Below are 13,716 nucleotides of genomic sequence, written 5' to 3' on the forward strand. Positions count from 1 at the left end.
TATTTATGCAACAGGTCGTTTTTTTCTGCTAACGTAAAGAAACACTTGTGTTGTTCCTTACAAGGCAATTCAATGGAAAAACCTTCAGTACCTTTAAACGAGCAAGCTAGGCTTGAAGAGCTTCGCTCGTTGGATGTTTTAGACTCTCAAAGTGAACCTGCCTTTGACCGAATCACTCGCCTTGCCCAACAGTTTTTCTCTGTGCCTATTTGTGTTATTAGCTTAATCGACGAGCAGCGACAGTGGTTTAAGTCATGTGTGGGGTTAGACGTCACAGAAACAGCGCGAGATATTTCTATTTGCGCCCATGCAATTTTATATAAAGACCCACTAGTGGTTGAAAATGCTTTAAATGATAAGCGCTTTGCAGACAACCCCTTGGTAATGGGTGATCCAAATATTCGCTTTTATGCGGGCTGCCCAATTACACTCAAATCAGGAAATAGAATTGGCACTTTGTGCCTTATCGATCATCAACCGCGCAGTTTTAATAAACAAGAAATTAAAGCGTTAACAGACTTTGCCGCAATTGTTGAACGAGAGTTTGCAATCATGCAGTTAGCGACTACCGATGAGCTTACCTTATTGCCTAATCGTCGAGGTTTTAATAGCACCGCAGAGCATTATCTTGATTTATGTATTCGCCATCATTTAAAGGCAAAATTAGTATTTATTGATTTAGATAACTTTAAAGCAATTAACGACAAATTTGGCCACGCCGCAGGCGATAGAGTACTGAAAGATTTTGCTGGGTTGCTAGAAAGATGTTGTCGTAAAGCTGATTTATATGCGCGTTTGACTGGTGATGAGTTTGTTATTTTATTTACAGATTTAAATACCAGCGAATGCGAAGCAATCATGCAACGTTTGTTGCTGTCATTTAATCACTCACCCAATAGTTTTAATAACAAAGTTGAACTTGGCTTTTCTTATGGTATTGCTGATTTTTCAGACCAGCAGCCTTGTTCGTTGACTAAGTTACTTGCAGTTGCAGATGGTCGAATGTATGCCAATAAAGCACAAAAAAAGGCTCGATAATCGAGCCTTTAAAGTAAAAAGCGGTGCTTAATTTTTCGCTTCTGCCGATTGAATACTACTATGGATCAGCGGTGATATTGTTAAACCTTGTACGATGATTGAAAAAATGACTACCACGTAGGTTACAATAACGATTAAATCGTGTAGGTCAGAGCCTGCAATCATTACTTGATCTCGTGGGATCGCAGCAGCCATGGCTAGCGCTAAACCACCACGTAAGCCACCCCAAGTGAGTATCTTCACTGAGTGCTTATCGTATTTTCGATATTTTTTAAAGAACACAAATGGCGCACCTACACTTATAAAGCGAGCTAGCAATACTACAGGTACTATCAGTAAACCTAGGCCAACTTCTGCAAGGGTAATTGGCATAGTGACAATCAGCATACCGATGATCAAAAACAGCAAGGCATTTAAAAAGCTATCGGTGGCATGCCAAAAATCTTTTACATAGCGGGTATCTTCTGGTCCTGTGCGCTCGGTTGCCTTAGAGCGAGTAATATTGCCAAGTAAAATACCACTTGTAACCATGGCAAGAGCACCTGAAATTTCCCAAATATTTGCTGCGGCAAAGCCAGCGGTTGGTATTGTCAGTGTTAATAGCAAACGAATGTTCACATCGCGACTATTAATAATTAAAAAATGCCCAACTAACGCAATTACTAGGCCAAACACGATACCGCCAATAGCATCCACTAAGAATAATTCAGCAACGTCAGTAAACGTGGCTTCGGTACCATAAAAGGCCACTGAAAATATCGTAGTGAAGATCACTAAACCAATGCCATCATTAAACAAAGACTCACCTTCAACTTGCACAGAAATACCTTCTGGGGCTCGCATTTGTTTAATAATGGCTAATACTGCAATTGGGTCGGTTGGGCTGATTAATGCTCCAAACAACAAGCAGTAAATAAACGGCACTGGCCAGCCAACAAAAGCAAATAAGTAATAGCTTAAGTAACCAACGATGACTGTGGAGGTAATCGTTGAAAATAATACTAATGCGGTTATTTCCCAACGCTGTTTACGAAGGGCTGCTAAGTTTATTTCTAATGCGCCAGCGAACAGTAAAAAACCCAACATGCCTTTTAATAGCAACTGATTAAAGTTGATACTAGAGACTATTTGAGTTATTTCGAGGGCGGTGGTATCACCAAGCATTTTAACAGCAAGAATAAGTAGTAAAGAAATAACAACAGAGCCTGTTGTTATAGCAATAGTGGTTTGCATTTTGAGGATAAATTGGTTAGCAAAAGCAATAAAAATAGCTAATGCTGAAAGAAAACAAATGAGGTACCAAGCATTCATTGTTTGACCTTAAATATTTGTATAACAAGACGCAGAAAGCAGTCACTTTCTGGCGGCATATAGTACGCCTCTAATATAGGTATGTCACAGTGTTTATGCGATTTTTATTGTATTTTAGAGTAAAAATTCAAGGCTCCGATTGCATATGTATAATAGGTGTTAAAAATGTCTAAAAAGAGACATAAAAAACCATACAAATATGCAATTATGATAAGCTCTGTTAGCTCAATCAGCAGGTTTAAATTGCGCAGACTCTTGGCTGGTATTAATAGCCCTAATTGGATAAGGAATAACGATTCCCTCTTCTGCGTAACGTTGATGTAATGCTTTAATAAACGCAGATTTCACCCAAAAACGGTTAAAATACTCTTTTGCTCTTAACATCACTGTAAAATTGATACTGGATTGATCAAAGGTGTGAAATACAACAAATGTATCGTAATCATCTACACCCCATTTGTGGCTTTTTAAAATCTGTCTAGCAACATCCAACGTAACTTGCTCAACCTTATCAAGATCTGAGCCGTAGTGAACACCAACCTCAACAGGTACGCTAAGCTCTTTTTCTGGATAAAAATAGTTAATGATGCGTGATTTAGACAACTGACTATTTGGGATCACTATCATATTATTAGGCAACATTTTTACCCAGGTTGAGCGCCAACCAATTTTCTCAACAAAACCTTGATCGCCACTTTCAAGCTCTATAAAGTCGCCAACCCGAATAGGTTTATCAACCACCAGTTGAACCCCAGAAAAGAAGTTTTCGAGTGTAGGTTGTAAAGCCAAAGCAACAGCAAGAGATGTAATGCCTAAAGAGGCAATAATAGGGGTGATAGAAATTCCTAACGTGCCCAATAACACCAGTAATCCAACACATACTATTGCACAGCGGATCAAGCCTTTAATTATGCTATGGCTATTTGAAACCACAACCGAACGGGCACTGTAATAATCAACGGTGCCAAATAAGAAATGGTCTAAAAATAACACTAAGGCAAAAATACAAATAGCTTTGGCGGTGGCTGAAATCGGTAAGGGGTGCTCAGCCATAAAGCCAGTTGTGTTCAATAATTGACCAAAGATGATCACAAGCACCATCATTGTGCATAAGGTCAATGGCGTAGCAAGTGAGTCAACCAATAAAGAGTCGAACACAAAGTCGGTTCGCTGGGTCCACTTTTTTAAGCAATAAATAATTACAAACTTTAATAAAAACAATGCCATGGCAGCTAAAGTTGTGCCGCCAATAACGACTAGCCAAGGCTTATTTAGCCAATCGCTTTGTATCAGTTCAGTAATCATGCTTAATCCTTAAACCTTAGATATTTGGTGTTATTGCAATTTATATACCTAGGCTTTTCTGCAATGAGTTATGTCTTCTAACTATCAAATAGAAAAGATGAGATGATAAAAATAAAAGGTACAAATGTTTAATAAATGTTATAAATTTGTATCATTAATTTTACACCTCAACTCCGTTTGTTAACATTTTGTACATATGAAATCCATTATCATATTGTTATTTAAGGAATAATGTTTTAGAGCTAATACTTTACTTGTAAATTTTTTGTTTCATTTTCAATTTCACTCCATTCAATCTAGGCTGGTCACTAATCGGGAACAGTGCAGTCCGGTTACTAGGAAAATATTAAATACATAACAATCTAACGGAGCGTAAACGTGAATTTATCTAAAATCACATTAGCAACTCTTGCTGCTTTTGCTTTGACTCAAGCAACAAGTGCAGTAGCTGCGAATAAGAAATACCTAAACGAACAAACAGGGATTAACCAAGCTTTGCAAACCAATGCGTCATCGGTTTTGAGTGCAAATCCTAATCAGTTAGTTGGTTTAGGTGCAGGGAATGATTTAGTGGTATTAAAAGAAATCAAAACCAGTAACGGCAATACGACGCGCCGTTACCAACAAATGTATCAAGGTCTGCCTGTCATCGGCGATACGGTTAGCCTTACATTTGATAGTAATGGTCAGTTAAAACGTGCACATGGTGCAGCTGTGTATGATATTGCCGCAGACATCGATTCTGTGTCTCCGGCACTTAACAAGAAAAAAGCAGTCGCTAAAGGGCTCGCTAATTCACCCGCTGCAATTAAGTCAGTCGGGTTAAAAAAACATAATGAACAATCACGTTTAGCTATTTGGCTAGATGAAGATAGTGTTGCTCATCTGGTGTATGAAGTTACGTACGTAACTTATGGCGAAAACCCATCTCGTCCGTACCAAATTATCGATGCAAACAGTGGCGAAGTATTATTTAGCTTCGATAACCTTCAACATGCCAGTGCAACAGGCCCTGGTGGTAACTTAAAAACAGGCAAATACATCTACGGCACTGACTTTGATAACCTAGATGTTGCTCAGTCGGGTAGTACCTGTACGATGAATAACGCTAACGTAAAAACCATTAACTTAAATGGTGGTACGAGTGGTTCGACAGCGTATTCGTTCACATGCCCTGAAAATACTTTTAAAGAAATTAACGGTGCGTACTCGCCTTTAAATGATGCACATTATTTCGGTAACGTTATTTTTAATATGTATAACGATTGGGTCGGTACTGCGCCATTAACTTTCCAGTTGAAAATGCGCGTTCATTATGGCAACAACTACGAAAATGCGTTTTGGGATGGTAGTGCCATGACTTTTGGTGATGGTCAAAATACCTTCTATCCACTAGTAAGCCTTGATGTATCAGCTCATGAAGTAAGCCATGGTTTTACTGAACAAAACTCTGGCCTTGTTTATTCTGGTAAATCAGGTGGTTTGAACGAAGCCTTCTCTGATATGGCAGGTGAAGCGGCTGAGTTTTATATGAAAGGCTCAAACGACTGGTTAGTGGGTCAGGAAATTTTTAAAGGTAACGGTGCATTACGTTACATGAATAATCCAACCCAAGATGGTAGCTCAATTGATCATCAAAACAATTATTACTCTGGCATGGATGTGCACTACAGCTCAGGTGTATTCAACAAGGCATTTTATAACCTTGCAACCACACCTGGTTGGGATACGCAAAAGGCGTTCGTGGTCATGGCTCGTGCTAACCAACTTTACTGGACTGCCAGCACAAACTGGGATTTAGCAGGTAATGGCGTGATGGATGCGGCCTGTGATTTAAGTTATGACCCAGCAGATGTACAGGCGGCGCTTGCGGCAGTCGGTGTGACTTCAAGCTTAAGCGCAGGTAGCAGTTGTGGTACGACTGAGCCACCTCCAAGCGGTGATGAAGAACTAACTAATGGCGTTGCACGCACAGGGATCAGTGGTGGTGCTAAAGATCAAATGTTCTTTACCCTCGAAGTACCAGCAGGTGCAACAAATTTACAATTCAATACAACCGGTGGAAGTGGGGATGCAGATCTCTATGTAATGTATGGTGCAAAACCAACACTGAGCAACTTTGATTGTAAAAGCACTTCATCTACCAGTACTGAAAGTTGCGCAATTAGTAATGTGCAAGCAGGTACTTACTACGTAATGGTGGAAGCTTGGAATGAAATTTCAGGTGTATCACTAATTGGTAGCTTTGATTCGGGCAGCGGTGGTGGTGTAACACCTATTAACCGCACTGAGTCTAACTTAAGTGTTGCTACAAATAGTTGGACTCGTTTCACGCAAGACCTAGATGCTGGGTATTCGTCACTTGATGTGACTATTTCTGGTGGTTCAGGTGATGCTGACTTGTATGTGAATTTTGGTTCGCAATCGACTACATCTAGCTATGACTGCCGTCCTTATAAAAATGGCAATAGCGAAACCTGTACATTTACAAATCCTCAAGCGGGTACTTGGTATATCGACCTTCGCGGCTATCGCGCTGCAAGTGGTGTAACACTCACCATTTCGGCTAACTAGCCACCCTTTTAGGGAGCTCCGGCTCCCTTTTTTTATTTTTAATAAGGAAGCGATTATGACAACCCGCCTAAAGCAGTGCCTAGTGGGCTTTGCCACTCTGTCACTGAGCCAATTAAGTTATGCAGAACAAGACGAAACAATTTGGGTGACCATTGATGCCCTTGCTGCAGAGCACTTTCAACAAGATACAGTGAGTAAGCATAAACTAAACAGTAATTTTGCGATGCAAAAATCAGTGTTGAATCAAGTTAATTTTATGCGCGTTAACAAACAGGATATCGCTGGTTTAAGTGAATTTATGCACGATAATTATCATCGCTGTGGTGGTTTTGTAGCCCATGACTCATTAGCAGATGCAGAGCTATATACTCAGCAATTAAATGCGCTGTCGCAGACTGCGATAAATGCAAGCTTGGTAAATTACAATATTGATAATGCCGCGACAGTCAATGCGCTATTATCATCGATTAATAGTAGTGAACTGAGCGATACGGTTAATAGCATGATGAACTTTCATAACCGTTATTATTCAGTTCAAAGTGGTGTTGATGCGGCTGACTGGTTAAAGAGTCATTGGCAACAAATTGCCAGTAGTCGTAGTGATATCAGTGTTGAGTACTTTAACCATAGTTTTTCGCAGTCATCAGTTATTGTAACCATACCTGGTGCAGAAAAAGCAGATGAAATCGTCGTTATTGGTGGTCATTTAGATTCAATCAATCAGTCAAACCCGAGTAATGGACGTGCTCCCGGTGCAGACGATAATGCCTCTGGCATTGCGGTGCTCACACAAACCTTGAAAGCGATTGTGGAAAATAACTACCAACCTCAGCGAACGATTCAAATAATGGGATTTGCCGCTGAAGAAGTGGGTCTTAGAGGCTCGAAAGATATTGCACAAAGCTATAAATCACAGGGTAAGAATGTTGTTGGCATGGTGCAATTTGATATGACCGGTAATAACGGCAGCAGCACCGATATTGTGATGATGACGGATTACACTAATTCATCGCAAAACCAGTATCTATCGCAATTGCTCGATGCTTATCAACCCACAGTGAGCTATGGCTTTGATCAATGTGGTTATGGCTGCTCAGATCATGCCTCTTGGTATCAGCAAGGGTTTGCCGCCTCAATGCCATTTGAATCTACAATGAGTGATATTAACCCAATGATCCATACATCAAATGATGCCCAGTTTGATGCGGCTCACGCGAGTAAATTTGCAAAATTGGCCGTGAGCTATGTTGCTGAAATGGCGAAGAATGCTGGTGATGTAGTGACTGAGCCAACTAATGAGCTTGCAAATGGTGTAACTAAAACGGGTTTGGCGGGCTCAGCAAAAGAGCAACTTTTCTTTACGCTAGACGTACCCGCAATGAGTAGTAACCTTGAGTTTGTAACTGAGGGCGGCTCAGGTGATGCCGATTTATACGTGAAGTTTGGCAGTAAACCGACATTACAAGACTTTGATTGTAAAAGTACTACCTCTACAAGTAATGAAAGCTGTGTGATGTCGTCTGTTCAAACGGGCACTTATCATGTCATGGTTGAAGCGTGGAATCAGATTTCGAATGTGTCACTTACGGGAAGTTTCAGCACTTCTGGTGGCAGCGAAAACATTGACAGAACTGAGACAAATATTAGTGTCGCAACAGGGAGTTGGCAGCGCTTTACTCAACAAATACCAGAAGGCCTTAGTAATTTTACAGTGACTATTTCCGGCGGTAGTGGCGATGCTGATTTGTATGTTAACTATGGCTCAGCGTCGACAAGTTCAAATTATCTGTGTCGACCCTACAAAAATGGTAACGAAGAAAGTTGTCAATTTGATAACCCGCAAAGTGGTACTTGGTATATAGATTTGCAAGGTTACCGAGCCGCTTCGGGCGTGACATTAACGATTCAAGGACAATGATTTAAGAGCAATCATACTTTTAACCATGAGGAAGCCTTGCTTCCTCATTTAGTCTTGCCCTTGGCAAGTCAGTTACGTAAAATCTGCCCATCACTTTTAATCTATTGGCGAAGTTTATCAAACAACTTTTCAGTGCCACTGGCCCCCTTGCACTTTCTCTTGATGGATATACTCCTCGGCAGCCACAAATTGACATGGCTGTTGCAGTTGACGATGCCTTAAAAAAACGTCACCAATTAGTGGTTGAGGCGGGCACAGGCACGGGTAAAACTTATGCTTACTTAGCGCCTGCGTTAAAATCAAAAGGCAAAACCATCATCTCAACGGGTTCAAAAGCACTGCAAGAGCAGTTGTTTCACCGTGATTTACCCAATTTAGTCAAAGCACTGAGCGCCACCAAAAAAGTCGCCCTTTTAAAAGGCCGCGCGAATTATTTGTGTACGTATCGTTTAAGTCAGCATGTCGCGCATGTGCCAACAGATGATCCAGATGTAATGCATCAACTTGCGATGGTGGCAAAGTTTGCAAGTGAAACCCGTTCAGGCGATTTAGCAGATTGTATTGGCATAGAAGAAGACGCCAAGGTACTGCCTTATGTTAGCTCAACCGCTGATAACTGTTTGGGTAAAGAGTGCCCAGATTTCCAAGATTGTTATATTCGTAAAGCACGATTAAATGCAATGGAAGCCGATGTGGTGGTGATCAACCATCATTTATTCTTTGCAGATATGGCAGTAAAAGACACTGGCTTTGCTGAACTTATGCCAACCGCCGATGCCTACATCTTTGATGAGGCTCATCAGCTGAGTGAAATTGCCAGTGACTATTTTGGTGAAAGTGTAAGTACCAAAAAGCTGGTGGATTTAATTAATGATTTACGAGCGATTTACCGTGCCGATATTCCCGATATGCTGCAATTAGGTAAAACTCTCAACAAGTTAGAAACTAGTGTCGCAGATTTACGCTTGCAGTTTGGGCTAGATGGGAGTCGTGGTGATTGGCGCGAAAAGCTAGCCGATAAAGATATTTGTGCTGCATTGCACCGGGTGATCAGTGATCTTGACTTTTTATACCAGGTGTTGAAATTATGCTTAGATCGTAGTGAAAAAATCGAGCATCCGTTTGAGCGTACATTAGCCTTTAAAGGTCAGTTAGAGCGGGTATTTGATACTGCACAAACGGGCTATAGTTATTGGTACGAAACAACCCGCCGATACCTAACGGTGAACATTACGCCACTCAATGTGTCGGCTAAATTCGCACAAATGATGAAAGACACTGGGGCTGGTTTTGTGTTTACATCGGCCACTTTATCGGTCGATAACGACTTGGCACATTTTAATGCCAGCCTTGGTCTAAAACCAACACAAAGTATGATTGTTGAAAGTCCATTTGATTATCAACAACAAGCAATGCTTTGTTTACCGCGCTATTTACCTGAGTCTCATGCGAATAATATGCCCCATGCTATTATCAAGCTGACCCTTGAGTTGATTAAATCAGCAAAAGGTCGCTGCTTTGTGCTGTTTACTAGCTATCGTATGATGCATTTAGTGGCTGAAGGTTTAACGACACAAATGGATTATCCGGTTTATATGCAAGGGCAAATGTCAAAACGCATTATACTTGAGAAGTTTACCCGTCATGGTAATGCCGTTTTACTCGGCACAGCTTCATTTTGGGAAGGTGTAGATGTTAGAGGCAGTACATTAAGTTGTGTTATCATTGACAAATTGCCGTTTGCCGCACCAGATGACCCATTATTGCAAGCAAAAATGCAAGATTGCCAATTACAAGGCAAGGACCCATTTGCACATATTCAATTACCCCAAGCGGTCATTGCATTAAAGCAAGGGGTAGGGCGACTTATTCGCGATAGTAAAGATAAAGGTGTGCTGGTTATTTGCGATAACCGCTTAGTAACACGCCATTACGGCCAAGTATTTTTAAAAAGTTTGCCACCAATGCGCCGCACGCGCGATTTAGCAATGGCAAACGCGTTTTTAGAACAGATCAATTAGAGTAACTTAGATGATTAAACACAATATTCTTGCCTTAGATGCATCAACTGAAGCTTTATCGCTGGTGCTACATTATCAAGGGCAAACATTTCATCATTTTGAAGAGTGCCCACAGCAGCACAGCCAAAAAATCTTGCCTTTAATTGATGAGTTACTCGCTAAGGCGCAATGTAAATTAGCAGACTTAGATGTTATTGGGTTTGGTCAAGGACCGGGCAGCTTTACAGGAGTGCGTATCAGTGTCGCGATTGCGCAAGGCTTAGCATATGCCGCACGCTTGCCTTTGGTTGGTGTATCAACATTACAGATGATGGCGCAACAAGCATTTGAACAAGACAAAGTTAGTGATGTGTTTTCAGCGATTGATGCGCGTATGGGTGAAATATATTATGCCCACTACAAGGCTGATGAAAATGGCTTAATGACACTTGTTGATGAAGAGCAAGTAATTAAACCCGAGTTGCTAACGTTACCTGAAACAGCAGCAACTGCGGTGGGCACTGGTTGGAAAACCTATCCTGCGCTTGTCACTGAACTTGCAAATGTAAGTCTAAATGAAAACATTTTACTGCCTGATGCGAAGTACATGCTAGCCTGGGTTGCTACTGCCTTTGCTAGCGGTGATACAGTAACTGCAGCGAATGCGCAGCCTAAATATGTTCGTGATACAGTGACTTGGAAAAAACTACCTGGCCGAGAATAAAGAGACGATTAACGACACTTGCGTGCTTGTCAGTTATGGCACATAATTTAGTCATGTTTGATGTGGAATTACTAGTTTGACTTTACCTATTGGCTCAGGCTTTTATACCGGTGACATTCCCGGGCAATATAGCCGTAAAAATACCGTTACTGATAAGCCTAAAGCGATATCAGATCAAACGGCTGAGCAAAAGTCGTCAACAGAGTATGTTAAATCAAGCCCTCAAGCAGTTGCTATTGCCGATGAATTTAAAGCTGAGTCGCAAAGCTACCAGCAAACAATTTATGATAAACCAAGCAACCCAAAAACAAGTCGTGCTATTTCAACCTACACTGAGTTTGCTAACTTAGAGCGCCGTGCCGAAGTGCAAAGCTTAATTGGCGTTGATGTATACGCTTAATTAATAAAGCAAGTAACTGAATTAAAAAGAAAAAAGCCTAAACAAATGTTTAGGCTTTTTTTATGATTGGACAGTATTCAATATAAATTACTGCTTAATATAATCAATCAGTTTGTCGGCAATCGCAGTATTGTTTTGCGAACCGTAGAAATCTTCAGCACGTTTACCATAGGCAAATACTTGTACATCAATAGCGGTGTGGCCGCCAGTAGTCCAACCTGTGAAGCTGGCATGATTGATGATATCTTTTACTGCAAGTAGTAGTGCTTTATCACCCATTTTCTTAGCTTGGCTAAGCTTAATGCTGTTTGCATCAGTGAATTCGATATCAGAATACTTTTGCCATACTGCTTTTAAGTCATCGCTTTCAAGTAGAGCTTTAGTGATAGTGCCAGCAGTTGCTTTAACACCTTTAACAACGTCTGTTTCCCACTTATATTGACCATGAGCACCGAGTGTTAAGCCACCTGTTGAGTGATCGGCAGTGATAACAAGCAGGGTATCAGGGTTTTTATCTACATACGCTTTTGCTTGTTCAATCGATTTAGCAAAGTCATCCATTTCGCCCATTGCACATGCAATGTCGTTTGCATGACCACACCAGTCAATTTGGCTACCTTCGATCATCACAAAAAAACCTTTGTCGTTTTGACCATCAAGTAAATCGAGTGCTTTCGTTGTCATTTGCGTAAGGCGCGTTGGATTTTCGTCAAGCGCAAACGGTAAACCGACTTCAGCGAATAAACCAAGAGCTGGAACTTGTTTTAAGTCACTCATTGCTGCGAAATCATCACTGTACTGATAACCTGCGGCTTTAAACTCTTCTACAAGGTTACGGTCTTCACGAACGTAATATTTCGTGCCGCCACCTAACATTAAATCAACCGGCAATTTGCCTGCGATTTTGTTATCGATATAGTCGTTGGCAATCTCGTCATAATTACGGCGAGATTCGTTATGTGAAGCAAAGCTTGCAGGGGTTGCGTGGTTAATTTGTGATGTCGCCACTAATGCTGTGGTCATACCGCGTTCTTTGGCAACTTCTAGCATGGTTTTTACTGGTTTTTTATCAGTATCAACAGCAATTGCGCCGTTATAACTTTTATGACCACTACTAAGAGCTGTTGCACCCGCTGCACTGTCTGTTACATAAGTATGATCATCTGGGTAAGTATGTGCCATACCACGTAAAATAGTATCGAAAACAGTTGGGTCAACAACTTTAGTATTTGGATCATCTTTAAAGTAACGATATGCAGTTGTGTACGCTGGGCCCATACCATCACCAATCATATAAATAATGTTTTTTGGTGCTGATTCAGCCATTACTGAGCCTGCTGAGCATAATAATGCTAAAAGACTTAATTTTAATTTCATTGATGTAACCTTATTATTGTGCCCTTATTTATACTGCGAGGATTATTGTATACTAGCCAGAGGATAAATAAACGCCTTTAAGTTGAAACGCTTAATAAATAGGAGTAATTGTGCAACCATTTTCTTTTCAAACTGGCACTCAGGCAATGCATGGCCTAACCTTTGGTCATGGCGATGAGGTCGTGATTGCCTTACATGGTTGGCTTGATAACGCACATAGTTACATACCTATGTTACAAAATGTGCAGCTTAACCAGCGTTGGTATTGTCTCGATTTTCCTGGTCATGGTTTATCAGATTGGCGAAGTAGTGACGCACACTATTACTTTATTGACTACATTGATGACGTTTATAAATTTGTTGAGTCACTTGATGTGACTAAAGTGCATTTAGTTGGTCATTCAATGGGGGCTATGGTTGCTGGAGTTTTTGCCAGCTGCTTTCCTGAAAAGGTAGCATCGGTAAACTTCATTGAGGGCATTGGTTGCGTTACAACCGACAGCAATGACGTGAGCAGCCAACTCCGTAAAGCGATTTTAAATAGAGCGCGGGTAAACAGTAAAGGCCCTCGCGCTTTTGACTCAAAAGCGCACATTATTAGTGCAAGGCTCGCAAGTGGTGACCTTGAATACCCACAAGCAGAGCTACTGATGACACGAAATTGTTACGAAAAAGCAGGTAAGTGGTATTTGACAACCGATCCAAAACTTAAAAATCACTCTGGGTTTCGCTTTGATGAGGCACAATGCATTGCAACCATCAAACAAATTAAGGCACCATGTCAGCTTATCTTAGGGGGGAAGGGTTACCCTTTTGTTAAAGATAACCTAGAGGCATATGGTAAATATTACAAGGAGTTAAAAATTCATGAGATACCAGGAGGTCACCATTGCCATATGCAAAGTCCTGCATTAACCTTAGAGCACATTCATGCATTTATTGGGCAGTATAAAGCAAGTTAATTGTATAATTGCACCAAATGTGGGATTATCTGCACCATTAGAGTATTTACTCCATTGAGAAACTGCCTTAGTTAGATTAAGGTTATTAAAAAATATAATTATAAACA

10 protein-coding genes are annotated in these 13,716 nt (G+C 40.8%); 7 read left to right on the forward strand and 3 right to left on the reverse strand.

The features are described 5' to 3' along the window. The first annotated feature begins 72 nt into the window (after nt 1-72). Entirely contained in the window at nt 73-1,038 is a 966-nt protein-coding gene (locus HCZ11_RS02645) for a sensor domain-containing diguanylate cyclase (RefSeq protein WP_167657558.1), read from the forward strand. Between the two features lie 27 nt (nt 1,039-1,065). On the opposite strand, the gene HCZ11_RS02650 is transcribed toward HCZ11_RS02645, so the two are convergent. Together HCZ11_RS02650 and HCZ11_RS02655 are read right to left on the reverse strand one after the other, a co-directional pair. Further along, complete coding sequence (locus tag HCZ11_RS02650; RefSeq protein WP_130052603.1) at nt 1,066-2,349, reverse strand: sodium:proton antiporter; 1,284 nt, start codon at nt 2,347-2,349, stop codon at nt 1,066-1,068. 225 nt (nt 2,350-2,574) lie between these two features. Continuing rightward, entirely contained in the window at nt 2,575-3,654 is a 1,080-nt protein-coding gene (locus HCZ11_RS02655) for a mechanosensitive ion channel family protein (RefSeq protein ID WP_175580346.1), read from the reverse strand. Nucleotides 3,655-4,032: 378 nt separating this feature from the next. Between HCZ11_RS02655 and HCZ11_RS02660 the strand changes: the two genes are divergently transcribed. The 5 genes from HCZ11_RS02660 (at nt 4,033) to HCZ11_RS02680 (ending at nt 11,270) form a co-directional block, all read left to right on the forward strand. Next, a complete protein-coding gene (locus HCZ11_RS02660) occupies nt 4,033-6,228 on the forward strand; it encodes a pre-peptidase C-terminal domain-containing protein (RefSeq protein ID WP_167657559.1) in 2,196 nt (731 codons plus the stop codon). Between the two features lie 55 nt (nt 6,229-6,283). After that, nucleotides 6,284-8,146, forward strand: coding sequence for a M28 family metallopeptidase (locus HCZ11_RS02665; protein WP_167657560.1), 1,863 nt, complete (start codon nt 6,284-6,286; stop codon nt 8,144-8,146). A gap of 104 nt (nt 8,147-8,250) precedes the next feature. Beyond that, nucleotides 8,251-10,167: an ATP-dependent DNA helicase gene (locus HCZ11_RS02670; RefSeq protein WP_130052600.1), complete on the forward strand. Its 1,917-nt coding sequence runs from the start codon at nt 8,251-8,253 to the stop codon at nt 10,165-10,167. A 10-nt stretch (nt 10,168-10,177) separates the two neighbouring features. After that, nucleotides 10,178-10,870 carry a tRNA (adenosine(37)-N6)-threonylcarbamoyltransferase complex dimerization subunit type 1 TsaB gene (gene tsaB, locus HCZ11_RS02675; protein WP_130052599.1) on the forward strand — a complete coding sequence of 231 codons (693 nt, stop codon included), beginning with the start codon at nt 10,178-10,180 and terminating at the stop codon, nt 10,868-10,870. 76 nt (nt 10,871-10,946) lie between these two features. Next, complete coding sequence (locus HCZ11_RS02680; protein ID WP_062565644.1) at nt 10,947-11,270, forward strand: hypothetical protein; 324 nt, start codon at nt 10,947-10,949, stop codon at nt 11,268-11,270. Nucleotides 11,271-11,357: 87 nt separating this feature from the next. Here the strand turns inward: HCZ11_RS02680 and HCZ11_RS02685 are convergent, their stop codons facing one another. Further along, the gene (locus tag HCZ11_RS02685) at nt 11,358-12,647 is read right to left on the reverse strand and encodes an alkaline phosphatase (protein ID WP_167657561.1); all 1,290 of its coding nucleotides are present in this window, start codon (nt 12,645-12,647) and stop codon (nt 11,358-11,360) included. 110 nt (nt 12,648-12,757) lie between these two features. On the opposite strand from HCZ11_RS02685, the gene HCZ11_RS02690 reads away from it, so the two are divergent. After that, on the forward strand, nt 12,758-13,609 hold the full coding sequence (locus HCZ11_RS02690; protein ID WP_167657562.1) for an alpha/beta fold hydrolase: 852 nt from the start codon (nt 12,758-12,760) through the stop codon (nt 13,607-13,609). Nucleotides 13,610-13,716: the final 107 nt, after the last annotated feature.

Source organism: Pseudoalteromonas sp. HF66, from assembly GCF_011806445.1.
GTDB lineage: Bacteria > Pseudomonadota > Gammaproteobacteria > Enterobacterales > Alteromonadaceae > Pseudoalteromonas > Pseudoalteromonas apostichopi.

Coding starts and splice junctions, on each gene's coding strand:
- HCZ11_RS02645 (WP_167657558.1), top strand. CDS start 73: ATGGAAAAACCTTCAGTACCTTTAAACGAGCAAGCTAGGCTTGAAGAG.
- HCZ11_RS02650 (WP_130052603.1), bottom strand. CDS start 2,349: ATGAATGCTTGGTACCTCATTTGTTTTCTTTCAGCATTAGCTATTTTT.
- HCZ11_RS02655 (WP_175580346.1), bottom strand. CDS start 3,654: ATGATTACTGAACTGATACAAAGCGATTGGCTAAATAAGCCTTGGCTA.
- HCZ11_RS02665 (WP_167657560.1), top strand. CDS start 6,284: ATGACAACCCGCCTAAAGCAGTGCCTAGTGGGCTTTGCCACTCTGTCA.
- tsaB (WP_130052599.1), top strand. CDS start 10,178: ATGATTAAACACAATATTCTTGCCTTAGATGCATCAACTGAAGCTTTA.
- HCZ11_RS02685 (WP_167657561.1), bottom strand. CDS start 12,647: ATGAAATTAAAATTAAGTCTTTTAGCATTATTATGCTCAGCAGGCTCA.